The following is a 16756-nucleotide window of genomic DNA, read 5'->3' on the forward strand; positions in this document are numbered from 1 at the left end:
AAGCAGTTGTATATGAAGCATCAATCGATTCATAAACATGCAAAGCAACTTGATTTAGTTATACTACTAGCTAAAATGAACAACGAAAAATCAGATTCAATCAGCCCATCTGTCAAGATTTGGAAAACGCAACGTATCACACAGTGAATAAAACGAAGCAAGTATCCATACCAGTTGTGCTGGCGACCATAGCAAGAGTGAACCACCTGATCCCTTCCCGAACTCAGAAGTGAAACCTCTTAGCGCTGATGGTAGTGTGGGGTTACCCATGTGAGAGTAAGTCATCGCCAGCTCATTATTCCAAACACCCCCGTTCTAACGAATGGGGGTGTTTTTTTATGTGCGATAAAAAAATCTAAATCCCCGACTAACTTTAGAATGAATTATGATATAAATCACATTATTTAAAATGATAACAAGAGTATTAATAATGAAATTTTCAGAATTTAAAATATTTTGCTTTATATTGGCTATAACACTCAGTTGTAGTTCTATATATGCTAATGAAACTGTGAAAAGTTTGTATAGTACAAAAGCCTTTTTAAATATTTGTGTAAGTTCTAGAGGAAATCCTGAATTAATAAATAAACAAGCAAAAAATATGGGATTTATCCAAATGCCTAATGAATATGCTGCACATTTTTTAAAAGATTATAATGGTCATGCATGGATGATAAGTTCCTCTGAAGGAAAATTTGTTATTACTCAACTCGATAATGGCGTATGTTCATTATTTATAAATAAAGGAAATTCAACTGAAATTCAGAAGAATTTAGAAAGCTGGCTACCTCCAGAATCTACGGGCCTAACTTATAAAAAAGAAGTATATAAAGATAAGAATTTGACCACAACAAATTATATTATTTCTAAAAATGGGAAGGCTTTAGAAACATGGATATATACTAGTTCATCTGAAAAGAATGCTTCATTAGTTGCGGTTATTTCCCATCAAATGAATTAATTAAAGCAATGTGAAGTAGAGAAGAGCCAATTTTTATTAATAAAGAGCTCTTCTAAAATCGATTATTTCAGTTGTCTACGCGCATGCTTTAGAGCAGTTCGAAGACCTTCTTCTAAAGTCGGGTGATAAAAGGGTTTCTCTAGAATATCATTTAGCGTTAATTCTTCACCGATTATCCAGCTTAATAAATGGGCCATATGTTCAGTTGCTTCTGTAAATAGCTCAGCACCTAGAAGCTTTTGGCTTTCCCGTTCTATATAAACTTCAATAGCACCTATATTTTTTCCAAGAACTATAGCTCTTCCTTGTCGTTCATAAGAGGCTTCGCCTGTAATAAAATCTATACCTTCATCTTTTAATTGCTTATAACTTTGGCCTACGATCGCCATTTCAGGATGACTAAAGACAATTCCTAATGGAGTAAGTGTCTTAACTGCGTTTACCTGTGGATAATTTAAACAGTTATAAACAACTTTTTTACCTTCATGAGCTGCTTCATGCTGTAGTGGCGTTGAGGTGTAAGCATCCCCAACAATAAAAATTGGATATGTTTCTAGCTGCTTAGTTTTAGCATTTACAGGTAATAACTTAATATCTTTGAATGAGTTATCAATATTTTCTAGTTTTAAAGTATCAATTAAACTTGTACGGCCGGTTGCAGCTAAAACATATTCAACTTTGAGAGTTTTCTCTGTTTCATCAAGTTGGTAAGTTAATACAGCGTTTTCCTGACTGCATTTAACTTCACTCGGTAAAGTCTCGAATAGAATTGTTAATTCTTTTCCTAGCTCTTTTTGAGCAAGCTGTTGAAGTCTAGAACTAGTTAGGATTCCAATTCGTTTACTGCGAGCGAAGATTGTTGTTTCTACACCTAGGCGATGCATAGCTTGTGCGATCTCAAGAGCGATTACACCGCTACCAATTACAGCAATAGATTTAGGAAGTGTTTTTAACTCAAATATTTGGTCTGTTGTTATAAGCCGGTTTCCTAATTCTTGCTTCCAAATTTGATCATAATTAGGAGTTGAACCAACAGCCAGAATAAAACTTTTTGATTTATACCGTTTTCCGTTAACTTCTACAGTTTGTGCATCAATAAAATGTGCTTTGCCAGAAATTTTATGCTCAGTCGGCCATTGATCTATATCTTTTAAAGTTGCTTGTGTAAATCTATCACGTAAAGTTTGTACATGCTGCATCACTTGATTAGTATTAATATTTGCAGATACGTCTAAAGCAACCTCTTGAGCATTTTGAATGTCAAACATACGGTTTGCTGTAGAGATGAGAACTTTACTTGGCATACAGCCTACACGGGCACAAGTGGTATCCCATGGTCCATCATTTATAATTAAAATATTGTTGGTATGTTTAACGGCTTCTTTGTATGAGCTAATACCAGCAGTACCTGCGCCAATAATAATAATATCGAACATTGTCATTAAGCTATTTTAATAGATATTTAGAATATATAGAAAAACCCTCTTAAACAGAGGGTTTCGTCCTAATTATTTAGCTTTAAAATGTAAATTTTTGCATAAAAGGTGTTTTTAGGGTTGTTGAAACAGTCCCATTTTGATTAATAGACTGACCTTCAATGCTTACCCCATTAATAACATGCTTAAAGTCTAATGTAGTTCCATTCAAGCTTTGTTTGAAAGTAAAAATATTTTGTCCTTCTAAATAAATACTGCCATTAAATTTCTGTGCATTCGTTGTTGGTGATTCATTTTCAACTCGGCTTCCTTCAAGGCTAGTAATACTTGGTAGGCTCAATATTTGGTGATTATTAGCCATTACTTTATATGTCGCATTGTTCGTATTACCAGGAGTTGAGTTCACAACAAATGAAATTGGCTCTGCAAAAGGGACATTAGGATTGTCATTAATGAGTACGTTGAAACCAGAACCACCTTGAACTACATAGAGATCACCATCAATTGATGTATTATCTTTATAGACACTCATTGCACCCGTGGTTACTTCTTTTTCAGTTGGTTGGCCAGTCTCTGGATCTTGAACTAGAGCGGTTGTCGTAATTTTATAATCACTTGTGGCAGCATTAATTAATACGAATCTTTTTTGCTTGGTTTGTTCAAGTCCCCATGACTGTTGGAAAGGATAAGCAAACGCACCTGTAATAGTTACATCTTGAAAGTTTTTATCATTATTTTCATTTTCAAAAATATAAATTCTGGTATTTGATTGATAGTCCTGTAAGTTCGGAGATATATTGTCGTTTGACAGTTTAATGTTCTTCAAGTCGTCTGCTGTAATATCAAAATCCCAATCACTATAACCAGTGAGTAAAGTTTTAATTTCATCACCTTTAAATACATAGCAGGCGCGGTAGTCTGTAGTACTCTTGATAAAACATTTATCACGATAGTGATCGGAGTACTTAGTAAGATCTACTTTTCGAATATCTAAGGTTAACTTAAGTGGTCCTTGAGCGAAGGTATCTAGTGCATGATCAATATAACCTTTTGATAGCTTTTCATCATTAAGATCATAGGCACCAAATAGATATTTACCTTCTTGTTTTACATTATTTAAAACTGAGGTCGCTAACTCCTGATCTGGTGATGGAGTGGTTGGTGTTGTTGTAGAACCAGAATTTGAATTTTGATTATAGTAACCATCATTGCCACCCCCACCACAAGCTGTCAAAAAAGCAGCCAAAGTAACTCCACATACTCCTTGAGTAAGTTTCATGATTATCCCCATTAAAATGATAAGTTATTTAAAATAATTTTTTAGGTTTATAAAATAACATATATTTCATGAGGTTGCTCATGATATTTATAGGCAGGGTAACTGATTAAATGCGTGTACCCATCGTTACTCCGACCGTAGGTTTTACCTGCATTGAGGAGCATGCGCTAATGATTAAACAGCTTAAAAGAATGAAAATAAATTTATTCATAGAAAATTAATAAATGAATCAAAAGATATAAATACTCTAAATTAATATTATTTTTAGTTCTGTTGAGTTCGTGCAGAGACATGTAAAATAATTTATCAAAAAACCCTACTTTAAAGAAGAAAATAGGGTTTTAAAGAGTGCCAATTTCTTAAACTTAGTCGTCTAACAAATCCATTTGTTTTGCTAATTGATATAGATTATTTGAACGGTTTCCTGTGCGGCAGAACATCAGCACAGGTTTTGGCAATTCATTATAATGATTAGCAAAAGTACGTACATCTAGCTCAGTAATTTGTCCAGCTACAACAGGTTGATAAACATAGTCTAAGCCTACTTGACGTGCTGCTTCTTCAATCTGAGCGCTTGTAGGTTGTTCTGGGCCGCCTTCCATATCTGGTCGGTTATTAATAATAGATTTAAATCCTTTTTCTACAACTTGGCCAACGTGTTCTGGACCAATTTGACCTGCGAAACCAACATTATCTGACATTTCGTCACTCCAAAATTTAACAAAACCTCTTATGCTGTATCATAGCATTAAGCTTAACCTGAGATACAAGACACTAAAACGTTGTTCCTACATAGATAAAACTTATGTCATAGAACAGCTCTAGATTTTTAAAAGGCGATCAGGATGTTTTTTGTAAATTCATTACTTCGACCATAATGCCACGGAGCACATATGCACGCTTATACGGTTGAGCCTTTATATGTTCCATGTGATCAGGAAATGATCGCAGCTGACTTTTATATTCCAAAAACAAATAATAAATCTGCGGTAATTATCATGGCGCATGGTTTTGCTGGATTGCGTCAATTTAAACTTATTCAGTATGCCCAGCGATTTGCTCAAGCAGGTTACGCTGTTATTTTATTTGATTACAGATATTGGGGTGGCAGTACTGGCAAGCCTAGAGAAATGGTCTCCATCAATTCACAATTAGAAGATTGGAAGACAGTGATTCAGTATGCTTCGACTTGTAAACTCGTAGATAACCGAAGGATTGTACTTTGGGGAACTTCTTTAAGTGGGGGATATGCACTAAGCCTAGCTTCTGAGTTAAAGAATATTCAAGCGGTTTTAGTACAAATTCCTTATGTAGATGGCGCTGAAACTGCCAAGCTCTATCCTTTGCAGCGCTATCCCCAAGCATTAAAGCTATCGAGTCAGGATTATATGGGATCAAAGATGGGGCTTAATCCAAAGCGATTACCTGTTGTTGATCAACATAACCTATGCTTTATGCCTACCGCAGATAGTTATTATGGCTATTTATCGATTGTAAATCCTGACTATTATTGGAGTGGGGAAGTCCCAGCTCGTGTCTTCTTTAATCTGATGCGCTACCGTCCAATTCAAGTTGTGCGCCAGATTAATATTCCTGTTTTATTTATTGCTGCTCAAAAAGATTCGCTTATTCCTATTGAGTCAAGCCGTGAAGCTGCGACAAATATTGCGCCTTTTGTGAGTTATCATGAATGGGATATGAAACATTTTGATATCTATCACGGTTCATGGTTTGAAAAAGCAGTGACAACCCAATTAGAATTTTTACATCAGCATATAGGAGTGATGTAAATGATTATTGTATGTGCATCGTGTGGTGCTAAAAACCGAGTTCCAGAAGAAAAACTTCCGGAGCAACCAAGCTGTGGTCAATGTCATCAGCCATTACTACCGCTTGCACCAATTGAGCTAAATGAGCAGAATTTTAGTAACTACATCACGAATAGTGATTTACCTATTCTTATAGACTTATGGGCAGAATGGTGCGGACCTTGTAAAATGATGGCTCCACATTTTGCGCAGGTCGCAAAACAAAATCCAGGCGTTATCTTTGCCAAGATTAATACCGAAGAATCTCCTCGCTTGAGCCAAGCTTTTCATGTGAGAAGTATTCCGACACTTGTCTTAATGAATAAAACGACAGAGGTCGCGCGTATTAGCGGTGCATTACGTGCGCCTGAATTGCAACAGTGGCTCGATCAACAACTTCAAACGAATTTCGGGAGCTAAGGTGTCAGAAGCTTATACCAAACCAGAAGGAATTTTATCCTTACAAACGATTGCCATGCCAGCAGATACAAACTGGAGTGGTGATGTATTTGGTGGATGGATTGTGTCACAAATGGACTTGGCTGGAGCAATTCACGCAGAACGTTTCAGTCGTGGCCGTTGTGCTACGATTTCTATTAATCAAATGACCTTTTTGGTTCCGGTAAAGGTTGGCTTTGTCATTAGCTGCTATACCAAAATCTTAAAAGTTGGAAATACTTCTATTCAGATGCAAATTGAAGTTTGGGATAGTCATGATGACTCTCGTGAACCAATACGCATTACTGAAGGAGTTTTTACCTTTGTAGCAGTAGATGTAAAAGGTAATAAGCGTCAAATACCTGAAGAAGCGAAACAGAAGTTTTTGGAAACTCAATAAGAATCAGAAAGCCTGAATCTTAGTATTCAGGCTTTAATTTTTATTCAAAAGAAAAACTAGTTTTTAGAAATTAAAACATCGTATTTGTATTTTTGCTTTGCTCAGGAATATTTTGTATCACATCCCAATGCTCTACGATTTTTCCATTTTCAACACGGAATATATCAACAATTGCTCTTCCTCGATCTTTTTCATTTTCAGTCGAATGGACATGTAAAACGACAAGATTGCCTTCAGCAATCGCACGTTTAATCTCATTTTTAGCTTGAGGATTCTTTTGGAATTTTTCAGTGAAGAAATTAACAAAAGGTGCTTTCCCATCTGGAACATTAGGATTGTGCTGAATGTATTGTTGACCAATATAACGGTCTGCATATTGTTTGACTTGATGTTTTAAAAAGACACCTTCATAAAAGTCGGTCACTATTCTTTTGTTTTGAGCACTTACTTTATCAATAGCTTCTGATTTAGCCGAAGTTACTTTACTGGTTTTAATGCTGGGTTCAGTCGCGTGAGAACTTATTGTTGTAAATATTAAACTGGTAAATAAAGAGGAAAGAATTAATATTTTTTTCATTTTTAACCTCAAGATATAAATTATTAGTTTTATATCTTGAGGTAAATAACCGTCTAAAAATACTTTAGATTAGTTATTATTTCTTACGTTTAGGTAACCATGCCCACAGCATTTGGCATTGAATTGGTTCATTGCCTGCATCATCAATCACAGTAACAGGAATCACAAGTTCACCTTTTTCATTATCTGCAATAAACTTTTGTTGTTCAGCAGACAATGTTGCTGTAGCAGTCAAACCGCCTTCAACCACTTTTAAATAATCTACATGTAATGATTTGATTAATAAAATACGATTATCAGGAATATGTAAACCAGTTAGAAAACCTGTTGCAGTTTCTGCTAAAAGAGCCATAGCCGCAGCATGCACTCCTTTAATATGATTTTGCATATTTTTTTGGTTATCTAAACGGACAGTAACGTGGTTTGAGTCTACTTCTAGATAGCGGATATTTGCTGTACCCACCATTGGTACGATACGGCCAAACGCCTTGCTCCAAAGCGTGCTCCGAATACCTTTAGGGAATTTTGAAGTTGCTTTTACCAGTTTTGATAGACGATTGGATTGAGACATGGGATTACCTTAGCTTTAAATGGCCGACAAGATATTAATCTTTAAAGTTATTAAACTGTAATGGCACACCGAATTGTTGTTCACGTAAAAAAGTCATGACTTGTTGTAAGGTGTCACGCTTTTTATCAGTCACACGAATTTTGTCGCCTTGAATAGAAGATTGCACTTTAACGCCACTTTCTTTAATGGCTTTATTAATTTTTTTTGCAGTATCAGAGTCAAGACCATCTTTAAGTTTAATGACTTGTACAAAGTTTTTGCCTGAAGCCGCAGCTTTTTGTGGATCAAGTGCTTGAACATCAATTTTACGTTTATAAAAATGATTTTCTAACATGTTATAAACTTGTTCACACTGGAAATCACTTTCGGTACTGATTTTGATTTCTTTATTTTTTTCATTTAATTCGATAGAAACATCGTGACCACGGAAGTCAAAGCGTGTTGCAATCTCTTTTTGTGTGTTTTGTACAGCATGATTAACTTCAAATAACTCTAATTCAGAGACAATATCGAAAGAAGGCATAGTTTAGACCTTTACAAAGTGAAAGAATATTTGAGATGCTAAGAGGGTTTTCTTCATTTGCCAAGTGTTGTTTACATCAAAGGAGTGCACAATGATCCGTAAACAAGAAATTACAACATTTGAATTCCCAGAAAATGCTGTTATCTGGGATGTCCGTGATACTAATGCTTATGCAGAAGGGCATGTTAAAGGTGCGGTGAATCGCCCAATTAATGATTTGAATGCTGATATTTTGAACCAGGTCTCTGCGGGTCAGCCGATTTATATTTTATGTGGTGGTGGTAGCAAAGCTCCTCGTGCAGCTGAGAAACTAGAAGGATTGGATGCCTCGCGTGAATATGTCGTGCTGATGGGCGGGACACGTGCAGCTCGTGATGCTGGCTTGCCTCTAGAGCAGGGCGCATAAAAAAAGCACCTTCGGGTGCTTTTTTATTGAAATGAATTATTGCGGTTTAAAATAAGGCTTTTTAGGTTTCACTTTCTTTTGGAACCGTTGAGGATTCAATTTTTGTAATAAGCGGTCTGGTACTGGACAAGCTTCTCCTAACATTTGAGCAACTAAGATTTCACTGCACAGCGGGGCAAATAAGAAGCCTTTAGAGCCAAGCCCAGCAAAAGTAGCAATTCGGCTATTCTCCTGTATTTTTCCAACCAGCGGAAAATAATCCAAGCTTTGTGCCCGTATAGATGCACGCCCTTGCCATGTCGAAGGTGACGGTAACTTTTCAGCATATTCAGGGAATACGCTGTGGATTAATTCAAAGTTATGCACATGATCTTCGGGAAGTACATCTTGATCTTCACGATTTGGGTAGAAAGACGCACCTAAAATCATCTGCGAGGCATCAAGTTGCATGCAATAGCCGCCATAGCTATAAGCTTCATTTAAATGCAGGGGAGCAAACGTATTATCAACCCAGCTCACTTGTCCACGTATTGGTTTTAACTGTGGATAGCTGTCAAATAAAGCAGCACTTTCTCGAGCGCAGCACACAACGACATAGTCTGCTTCTGCAATAATTTCATTGTCGGTTTGCAATTGAACTTTATTTTCACAAGAAACAAGTGCTGTGACATGGGCAATTTTGAGATTGATACATGGATGCTGCAAAATTTCATCACGTAATTGATGTGGTGAAACGGAACCAGCCTCAGTTAGTAATATGCTTGAGTAATCAGTTTCAAGTGAGTTCGCTGAGTTAGTAACAACTTGAGCTGGATACTGATTTACCAAATCTAGAAGTTCTTCTGCATTTTTCAATGCAATTTGTTGAATTTGAAGTGGACGGAATGCATTAAAATTTTTATAAAAATTTAAAGCATGTTGCCAACTTAAGGTCATGAGATGTTCATGACTTTGTTCAATTGGGCATAGTTTCGGATTAAGTAATGCCAAAGGGTTTCCAGAGGCGCCCGATAATGCATTGTTTTGCTCGTATAAGGTCACTTGGTGGCCACGTGCTGCAAATGCCCACGCCGTGCTTAAACCTGCTACACCAGCCCCTATAATCGCAATATGCTGTTGCTCTGTAGCCAATGCATGAGTTTGGTCTAATTCTGTGGAACCTTCATCAGATTCAGGCAGATTCCAGACTGCTTTGAGCATTTCTCGTTTATGGCCAAAACCACGTGGACGAGAAATATCAATACCATGTGCTTTGAGTCCACGTTTTAGAATGCCAGCAACACTAAAAGAGGCAAATGTAGTGCCATAACCTGAAAGACGGACAATATTATTTAAAACATTTTGTTCCCACATGTCTGGGTTACAAGATGGTGCAAAGCCATCTAAAAACCAGGCATTCACAGCTTTAGTTTTAGCCATGCTTGGGAAAATTTCTTGCGCGTCTCCAAGCCATAAATCGATGCTAAAACGTTCTTTAGGAAAAGTTAAACGATGACATCCAGCAATAGGCAGGGGATATTGTTCAATTAACTGCTCTGCAAGTGGTTTAAGTTCATCCCAGACATTTAAAGCGCGAATAAGATCAGCTTTACTTAATGGAAATTTTTCCACGCTAATTGCATGTAAATGGCTTTGATTATCAGGACGAACTTGCCGCCAAAGTTGCCAGAGTGCAAGAATATTTAAACCTGTACCAAAACCGGTTTCTCCTACACTGAAATATTCAAAATCTTTTAAATTGGCTAATCGTTCTGATAAGTCATTACCATTTAGAAAAACATGTCGTGTTTCAAGTAGGCCATTATCTTTAGAAAAGTAGACATCACCAAATTGTTTAGAAATGGGAATCTCTATACCATCGACAAATTCCCAGTCCAGCTCTGCTGTTTGGATACAGTTTGATACGTTCATTGAATTTAATAGATCGCTTGGTATTACCACTGGCGTCGACGTTTTGTATGAATATAACTAGCAATAAAGAAACCTAGCAATACACCACCCGCTAAGGTAACAGCGCCATATAAAAACATTTGCGCACTTCGTTCGCTTTGTAAGACTTGAACCTGAACAGAGAGATTATCATTTTTTAGCTGTAACTCTTGGTTCTGGGCTAGCGCTTCAAGGTTGGCATGTTCTAGCTGTTTTAAGCGAGATGCTTGATCTTGAACTAAGGCTTTGATTTTTGCGTCTTGCTGTTGCTTGTTCTTTGCGAGCTGTTCTGCTGTAAGTGGTTGTGTTGCAGTTGGTGCCGTCGTCGCTACTGTTTTGACTCCAGTTGTAGATGTTGGAGCTGGTTTAGCGGCTTGAGTTGAAGGCGCACTTGGGGAAGGAGTTGCTGGTGTCGCAGCAGGTTCAACTGCTCCAGCAGTTGAACATATCAAACACAAGCCAAGAAAGCTTTTGATTGCAAGCTGCATGCGATTACCCTTTTGGAAATGCTTTATTAAACGGTTTTACATCAACGTGAGCATAAATGCCTTCTTTAAGAAATGGTTCTTCTTTTAACCATTCATCTAATGCTTCGCGACTGTCGAATTCAACAATCATGGTGCTACCATAGAAGCCTGCTTGCGGATCATTAGGATCTTTTGGCATAGCACCCGCTGTAACAAGGCGGCCTTCATCATCGAGTTTTTGTAAGCGTTCGATATGCTGAGGGCGTACTGCCAAGCGTTTTTCTAAAGTTCCTTCGTTATCGGTACAGCTTAGAACAAAAAAAGGCATGTAATCGTATCTCTATAATCAATCTGGAAGCACTTTAAGCGTCTGGTGACTTAAAATGTTTGCGTAAAATAATGAACTGAATAATGATAAATGAAAACATCACGATCATGTCACCAAATGCAGTAAATTCGCCCCAATATTTTCCACCGTGAAATAAAAATGCGAAGAATACATGCAGACAAGACATCACAACAAACATCGCAGCCCAAGCAAAATTGAGGTTTTTCCAACCTTTTTCACTCAAATCTAAAATCGGGTCAAATAAGCGTTGAATGAGTGGTTTACGGTCTTTACCAAACCAAGGTGAAACCAAGAATGCGCCTGCAAAAACTAAATTTAAAATCGCAGCTTTAAGACGAATATAGAAATCGTCACTTAACATGAGGGTGATGCCACCAAAAATGACAGTCATAAACAATACAAACCACTGTTGTTTATCAAGACGGAATTTTTGGAAAACGAATAGGGCACCATATACCACAAGCATTGAAATAATTAAGCCAGTCGTCGCTACAAGAATATTATTATTATCGGCACCACCAGCAGACCCGATCAGTTTCAGTAAAGGATGCTGGGTGTCAGTTGGATCAACTGTTTTATATAAATAGAAGAAAATAATTAATGGAACAAAGTCCAGAAGTGCTTTCATGTTAGAGTATCTGATCAGGTTTGGCGAATGGCATAGTATAAAAGATGCAAGGCATAGATTTACATACACATAGCAATATTTCTGATGGAACTTTGTCTCCGGAATTACTGGTGCAAGCTGCTATTGATGTGAACTTGCATACGTTGGCTTTGACTGACCACGATACAATGGATGGGTTGCAGCGTGCAAAAATTGCTGCACAAGGCTATGATTTAAATATTATTTCTGGTACAGAGATTTCTAGTCAGTGGTCGCGCCCAACCACTAAGAAGAGTTATGGTGTACATATTGTTGCTTTAAATATGCAAGATGAAGCACCAATTTTAGAAGCATTAGAACAACAAAAAAGAATTAGAGCGCAAAGAGCTAAAGTGATTTGTGAGCTATTAGAAAAATGTATTGGTTTTCAGATTTATGATGATGTTCTTGCCAAAGTAGAAAATCAGGCGGATAGGGTAACAAGAACTCATATTGCTAAAACATTGGTCGAGAAAAATGTCGTGACTCGTCCTCAACAAGCATTTGATCGTTTCTTAAAAGAAGGAAAACGTGCTTTTGTAAAGTTTGAAGGACTAGGCTTAAAAGAAACCATTAATGTGATTCATCAAAGTAAAGGCTTCGCAGTATTAGCACATCCGACCCGTTATGATTTATCTGCAACTAATGTTCGTTATTTAATTGAATTATTCGCGACATCAGGTGGAGATGCAATTGAGTTACCTCCACCAATAGAACCTCTATCTACTCGGCAAATGATTGATCGAATGATTGAACAATATCAGTTGGCAGTTTCAATTGGCAGTGATTTTCATGGTGAAAATATGCCATGGATTAAACTAGGAAATACACCTAAACCCACTGATAAGCAGCATGGGATTTGGGAGAATTTTATTTAAACTCTTTATAGTAAGTTGTTATCTTGAGCCTGAATTGGCGGTGGGGTAGGTTTACCGAGAGTCCCTAATAGTTCAATCTCGATACTACGTACCATTGCATCTAGCGGTAAATCATTACTTTGGGTACCAAAAGGCTCTTCAATTTCAGAGCTTAGAGCATCCAGACCCAAAAATGTGTATGCCAAAATTCCGACGAGTAAAGGTGTTGCTAATCCAAGCAATGACCCCAGACTAAACGGCAACATAAAACAGAAAAAATAGACTGTGCGATTAAGTAAAACTGAATAAGCAAATGGAATAGGTGTATTGGCAATTCGGTCACAGCCAGTTTGTACGACGCTTAAGTCGGCAACATTCTTATTCATTTGTGCATAAATGATGTCAGAAATTTCGCCTTCTTTAAGTGCCTGCAACAATTCCCAGTGAATGAGACTGAGCGTGTACTGAGGGGCGTTATTTTGCTGGTAGAGTTGAGTGAGTGCTTGCTGACTCATACCACTGGTTTGTATTAACTCAGTTGGGTTCGCCGTCTGACGACGTAAACGGTCACGCAATACATTAGCAAAAACAATCACATGTTGAATAACGCGCTCACGGCGAGCTTGAGTTAAAATACGGCAGTCACGGTCAAAATGGCGTGAAGTTGCAATTAGAACACCCCATAATTTTCGGGCCTCCCACCAACGGTCATAACACGCAGTATTTTTAAATCCTAGGAAGATTGAAAGTACGACACCAATGAGAGTGAAGCCAACCAAAGGAATCTCTGGAAAGCGATAAAGATTGATGTACTCCACTCCACCAATGATTGCCGAGATCAGCATCACAACGCCTAGGGATGGCAAAATTTTGGGTAAAATTGTGCCTCGCCAAGAGAATAAAACTTTGAAAATACTAGGCTGTTCCCGAACAATCATTTTATTTTAAACGTCGCTATTTTTGTTTTGATCTTCTAGGCTTAGTGGTACTTTGTCAATATCATTGAACTGATATTGTTGCTGGGTTGAGCAGTTGTTGTTCAGCAAAGGAAAAGCTCCCTTCTGGTGAGATAATAAAGTGGTCAAGCAGACGAATTTCGACAAGCTGACAAGCCCGTTCAAGTTGCTGAGTTAAGGCAATATCTTCGGAAGACGGTTGTGGAGAACCAAAGGGATGATTGTGTGCAATAACGAGCTGGCAAGCATGTTGCTGTAAGGCGTAGCGTAAGGTTTGATTGACCGAAACTGCGCAATGCTGAACTGAACCAAAGAATAGCTTTTTAAAATGAAGCTTTCTTAATTCGGGATCTAGGCACAAAACAGCAAAGACTTCTTGTTTTTCGCCTTTTAATTCATAGCGCAGATAATCCAAAACTAGATCTGATGAATGAAGGCTGAGATTATTTGTCTGGAAGTGATGATCGAGATAACGCCGTCCAAGTTCTTTGACTGCCAGTAATTGTGAATATTTCGTTGCCCCAATGCCATTAAATTGAGTTAACTCACTAAATGAGGCATCAAACACGGCATTAAGATTACCGAAGTGCTGAATGAGTAAACGAGATAACTCGACTGCTGAATATTGCCGTGAACCTGAGCGAAGAAAAATCGCGAGTAGCTCAGCATCTGATAAACTTTGTGGACCTTGTTGTAATAACCGTTCTCTTGGCCGTTCTTGTTCAGGCCAATTTTTAATAGAAGTATTCATATTCCCCAGCATTATTCGCTTAAAATTTTATTTTGTTTGCCCAATCAATCTTGGGTCTGCGCGTATTTAATGCTATTGTGAGCGCCACTGCAACAGAAAGGTATCCTGTTCGTGAGCTTTGATCTAAGCGTTATTCCTCATAAAAACATTGTTTTAGCTGTTACTGGCGGAATTGCTGCCTATAAAAGTGCCATCTTAGTCCGCCGCCTCAAAGATTATGGCTTTGACGTGCGAGTGGTGATGACACATGGTGCTCAGGCATTTATTACACCACTAACTTTTCAGGCTCTTTCTGGTAATCCTGTTCATACTGAACTTCTAGACCCTGCGGCTGAAGCGGGTATGGGACATATTGAATTAGCGCGTTGGGCTGATTTATTACTAGTCGCACCAGCAAGCTGTGACACATTGGCTAAATTTGCGAATGGTTTAGCAGATGATTTACTCAGCACTGTGTTTTTGGCAACAAAATCTCCTGTTTGGGTAGCTCCAGCCATGAACCAGCAAATGTGGGCTGCTAAAGCAACTCAACGTAATTTGCAAACCTTAGTCGAAGATGGCGTACATGTAATTATGCCGGATGCGGGTGAGCAGGCTTGTGGTGATGTTGGCTTAGGCCGTATGCCTGAGCCAGAAGAAATTGCTCGCCAAGTCGCTGGCTATTTCCATCAAGCTCAACGTGCCATCGCTGAGAAATTTGGACTGTTGGCAGGTAAGCGAGTTGTGATTACTGCTGGGCCAACACGTGAAGCGATTGACCCTGTCCGTTATATCTCAAACCATAGTACTGGAAAAATGGGCTTTGCTTTAGCCGCTGCCTGTTATGCTGCTGGCGCGCAAGTGACTCTGATTGCTGGACCTGTAAGTTTAGATACGCCAAATGGTGTTCAACGTGTAAATGTTGCCTCAGCACGACAAATGCTTGACGTCAGTATGAGTTCACTAGAAACAGGCTGCGATATTTTTATTGCCACTGCCGCAGTCGCAGACTATCGCGTAGCAGAAGTTGCTGAGCATAAGATTAAGAAAGCAGGGGATGAGTTGAATGTTTCCCTTGTCAAAAATCCAGATATTGTGGCAACAATCGCAGGTCAGGAAAAACGTCCATTTATGGTGGGCTTTGCAGCCGAAACGCAAAATGTTGAAGAATATGCGGCAGGTAAACTTGTTGCTAAAAAATTAGACATGATTGCGTGTAACGATGTATCACGTGCTGATATTGGATTTGCTTCCGATGAGAATGCGATGACAGTTTTCTTTGCTGAAAGCTATCACATGAAAAAGCGTGAGTTGGAGAAAGCATCTAAACAGGAAATTTCTCAACAATTGGTTGAAGCTATTTCGGATGCATTACGCCGTAAATAATTTTTGAATCAAATAAAAAAACCGCGAATGAATCGCGGTTTTTTTATTTGTCTTGTTTTAGACAGCTTAAGGAATTTCATCCTCAAATTCAGGTTTAACCTGAACGATGAAGTCTTGACGGTTAAGACCACGCCATAATGCAAATGCAGTACCGATATAAATCGAAGAATAAGTACCAACAAATACACCAACAAACATTGCCACAGAGAACCAGTGTAGGCCATCACCACCTAAGAACATCATTGCTAGTACAACCAGTAATAAAGTCATTGATGTATGAATGGTACGACGTAAAGTCTCAGTTAACGCAATATCGACGATTTCACGAGGAGTCGCACCGCGAATCTTACGGAAATTTTCACGAATACGGTCTGACACTACAATGTTATCGTTAAGCGAGAAACCAATAACAGCAAGTACTGCAGCTAACACTGTAAGGTCAAATGGCCATTGGAATAATGCAAAAGCACCAATAATAATGATGATGTCGTGGAATAAAGACATTACGGCACCCATCGCGAGTTTGAACTCAAAGCGGATGGTTACGTAGATCAACATTAAGATAAGTGCAAGTGCAACCGCGCCAGCAGAACGAACATAGAGTTCGTTACCAACCTGACCACCTACAGAGTCCACTTTATGAACTTCAGCAGCATTATTTGGTAATTGTACAGCCTTAGTGATCGCGTTATTAAGATCTTCAACCTTAACTTCTTGTACTGGCATACGCACAAGTAAGTCTTTATTGCTGCCTAAGGTTTGTACTACAGCATCTTTAAAACCAGCTTTATCGAGTGCCTGAATAACTTCAGATTGATTGGCTGGTTGAGCATAGTTAAGCTCAGCTGAAACACCACCTGTAAAGTCCAAACCGAGATTAAGACCTTTAGTCGCAATAAAGAAAATACTTGCCAAAGTAATAAGGATCGAGAAGATTGCTGCAGGTTTAGCAATCTTCATGAACGGGATGATTTTTGCATCATCCGGACGACCATATTGTTTTGAATCTTGTTGAGTCACTTTAGTCATCATCGATC

Annotated in this window: 20 protein-coding genes and 1 rRNA gene; 8 read left to right on the forward strand and 13 right to left on the reverse strand. The window is 38.3% G+C overall.

What is annotated here, in order from left to right:
* Window positions 1-178 precede the first annotated feature (178 nt).
* Together rrf and H7R46_RS19480 are read left to right on the forward strand one after the other, a co-directional pair.
* Window positions 179-293 (forward strand): 5S ribosomal RNA (gene rrf, locus H7R46_RS02655).
* A gap of 137 nt (window positions 294-430) precedes the next feature.
* Window positions 431-961 carry an NMCC_0638 family (lipo)protein gene (locus H7R46_RS19480; RefSeq protein WP_005064144.1) on the forward strand — a complete coding sequence of 177 codons (531 nt, stop codon included), beginning with the start codon at window positions 431-433 and terminating at the stop codon, window positions 959-961.
* A 62-nt stretch (window positions 962-1023) separates the two neighbouring features.
* Here H7R46_RS19480 and H7R46_RS02670 read toward each other — a convergent pair whose 3' ends face one another.
* From H7R46_RS02670 to H7R46_RS02680, 3 genes are all read right to left on the reverse strand, one after another.
* Window positions 1024-2397, reverse strand: coding sequence for a dihydrolipoyl dehydrogenase (locus H7R46_RS02670; RefSeq protein ID WP_005064147.1), 1374 nt, complete (start codon window positions 2395-2397; stop codon window positions 1024-1026).
* Between the two features lie 82 nt (window positions 2398-2479).
* The gene (locus tag H7R46_RS02675; RefSeq protein ID WP_005064150.1) at window positions 2480-3676 is read right to left on the reverse strand and encodes a hypothetical protein; all 1197 of its coding nucleotides are present in this window, start codon (window positions 3674-3676) and stop codon (window positions 2480-2482) included.
* Between the two features lie 365 nt (window positions 3677-4041).
* A complete protein-coding gene (locus H7R46_RS02680) occupies window positions 4042-4377 on the reverse strand; it encodes a TIGR01244 family sulfur transferase (protein WP_002116083.1) in 336 nt (111 codons plus the stop codon).
* Window positions 4378-4569: 192 nt separating this feature from the next.
* On the opposite strand from H7R46_RS02680, the gene H7R46_RS02685 reads away from it, so the two are divergent.
* From H7R46_RS02685 to H7R46_RS02695, 3 genes are read left to right on the forward strand one after another with little or no spacing between them, the layout of a single operon-like run.
* Window positions 4570-5466 carry an alpha/beta hydrolase gene (locus H7R46_RS02685; protein WP_005064153.1) on the forward strand — a complete coding sequence of 299 codons (897 nt, stop codon included), beginning with the start codon at window positions 4570-4572 and terminating at the stop codon, window positions 5464-5466.
* Window positions 5467-5904 carry a thioredoxin TrxC gene (gene trxC / locus H7R46_RS02690; RefSeq protein WP_005050212.1) on the forward strand — a complete coding sequence of 146 codons (438 nt, stop codon included), beginning with the start codon at window positions 5467-5469 and terminating at the stop codon, window positions 5902-5904.
* Window position 5905: 1 nt separating this feature from the next.
* Window positions 5906-6322: an acyl-CoA thioesterase gene (locus H7R46_RS02695; RefSeq protein WP_002116010.1), complete on the forward strand. Its 417-nt coding sequence runs from the start codon at window positions 5906-5908 to the stop codon at window positions 6320-6322.
* Between the two features lie 70 nt (window positions 6323-6392).
* On the opposite strand, the gene H7R46_RS02700 is transcribed toward H7R46_RS02695, so the two are convergent.
* From H7R46_RS02700 to H7R46_RS02710, 3 genes are all read right to left on the reverse strand, one after another.
* On the reverse strand, window positions 6393-6899 hold the full coding sequence (locus H7R46_RS02700; protein ID WP_005064156.1) for an ester cyclase: 507 nt from the start codon (window positions 6897-6899) through the stop codon (window positions 6393-6395).
* Between the two features lie 76 nt (window positions 6900-6975).
* Entirely contained in the window at window positions 6976-7470 is a 495-nt protein-coding gene (locus H7R46_RS02705; RefSeq protein WP_005804736.1) for a DUF4442 domain-containing protein, read from the reverse strand.
* A 34-nt stretch (window positions 7471-7504) separates the two neighbouring features.
* Window positions 7505-7993, reverse strand: a complete 489-nt coding sequence (locus tag H7R46_RS02710) for a YajQ family cyclic di-GMP-binding protein (protein WP_002051423.1) — start codon at window positions 7991-7993, stop codon at window positions 7505-7507.
* A 91-nt stretch (window positions 7994-8084) separates the two neighbouring features.
* Here H7R46_RS02710 and H7R46_RS02715 point away from each other — a divergent pair, with 91 nt between their 5' ends.
* Window positions 8085-8399 carry a rhodanese-like domain-containing protein gene (locus H7R46_RS02715; protein WP_002116171.1) on the forward strand — a complete coding sequence of 105 codons (315 nt, stop codon included), beginning with the start codon at window positions 8085-8087 and terminating at the stop codon, window positions 8397-8399.
* Window positions 8400-8435: 36 nt separating this feature from the next.
* Here the strand turns inward: H7R46_RS02715 and mnmC are convergent, their stop codons facing one another.
* Genes mnmC through H7R46_RS02735 form a run of 4 tightly spaced genes read right to left on the reverse strand, consistent with a single transcriptional unit; the run spans window position 8436 to window position 11772 of the window.
* On the reverse strand, window positions 8436-10310 hold the full coding sequence (gene mnmC / locus H7R46_RS02720) for an FAD-dependent 5-carboxymethylaminomethyl-2-thiouridine(34) oxidoreductase MnmC (protein WP_005064161.1): 1875 nt from the start codon (window positions 10308-10310) through the stop codon (window positions 8436-8438).
* A gap of 23 nt (window positions 10311-10333) precedes the next feature.
* On the reverse strand, window positions 10334-10816 hold the full coding sequence (locus tag H7R46_RS02725) for a hypothetical protein (protein ID WP_005064163.1): 483 nt from the start codon (window positions 10814-10816) through the stop codon (window positions 10334-10336).
* Between the two features lie 4 nt (window positions 10817-10820).
* The gene (locus tag H7R46_RS02730; protein WP_002116400.1) at window positions 10821-11123 is read right to left on the reverse strand and encodes a YciI family protein; all 303 of its coding nucleotides are present in this window, start codon (window positions 11121-11123) and stop codon (window positions 10821-10823) included.
* Between the two features lie 34 nt (window positions 11124-11157).
* Window positions 11158-11772 carry a septation protein IspZ gene (locus tag H7R46_RS02735; RefSeq protein ID WP_005064166.1) on the reverse strand — a complete coding sequence of 205 codons (615 nt, stop codon included), beginning with the start codon at window positions 11770-11772 and terminating at the stop codon, window positions 11158-11160.
* Window positions 11773-11816: 44 nt separating this feature from the next.
* Between H7R46_RS02735 and H7R46_RS02740 the strand changes: the two genes are divergently transcribed.
* On the forward strand, window positions 11817-12668 hold the full coding sequence (locus H7R46_RS02740) for a PHP domain-containing protein (protein ID WP_005064167.1): 852 nt from the start codon (window positions 11817-11819) through the stop codon (window positions 12666-12668).
* A 5-nt stretch (window positions 12669-12673) separates the two neighbouring features.
* On the opposite strand, the gene H7R46_RS02745 is transcribed toward H7R46_RS02740, so the two are convergent.
* On the reverse strand, window positions 12674-13585 hold the full coding sequence (locus H7R46_RS02745) for a bestrophin family protein (RefSeq protein WP_005064169.1): 912 nt from the start codon (window positions 13583-13585) through the stop codon (window positions 12674-12676).
* 61 nt (window positions 13586-13646) lie between these two features.
* Window positions 13647-14366 (reverse strand): RadC family protein, encoded by a 720-nt coding sequence (gene radC / locus H7R46_RS02750; RefSeq protein WP_080630959.1) that lies wholly within the window; start codon window positions 14364-14366, stop codon window positions 13647-13649.
* Between the two features lie 99 nt (window positions 14367-14465).
* On the opposite strand from radC, the gene coaBC reads away from it, so the two are divergent.
* Complete coding sequence (gene coaBC / locus H7R46_RS02755) at window positions 14466-15719, forward strand: bifunctional phosphopantothenoylcysteine decarboxylase/phosphopantothenate--cysteine ligase CoaBC (RefSeq protein ID WP_002116235.1); 1254 nt, start codon at window positions 14466-14468, stop codon at window positions 15717-15719.
* A gap of 66 nt (window positions 15720-15785) precedes the next feature.
* On the opposite strand, the gene secF is transcribed toward coaBC, so the two are convergent.
* The gene (secF, locus tag H7R46_RS02760; RefSeq protein ID WP_014207646.1) at window positions 15786-16751 is read right to left on the reverse strand and encodes a protein translocase subunit SecF; all 966 of its coding nucleotides are present in this window, start codon (window positions 16749-16751) and stop codon (window positions 15786-15788) included.
* Window positions 16752-16756: the final 5 nt, after the last annotated feature.

The sequence above is a fragment of the Acinetobacter sp. BEC1-S18-ESBL-01 genome (genome assembly GCF_014169935.1).
In the GTDB taxonomy this organism is placed as follows: Bacteria; Pseudomonadota; Gammaproteobacteria; order Pseudomonadales; family Moraxellaceae; genus Acinetobacter; species Acinetobacter pittii.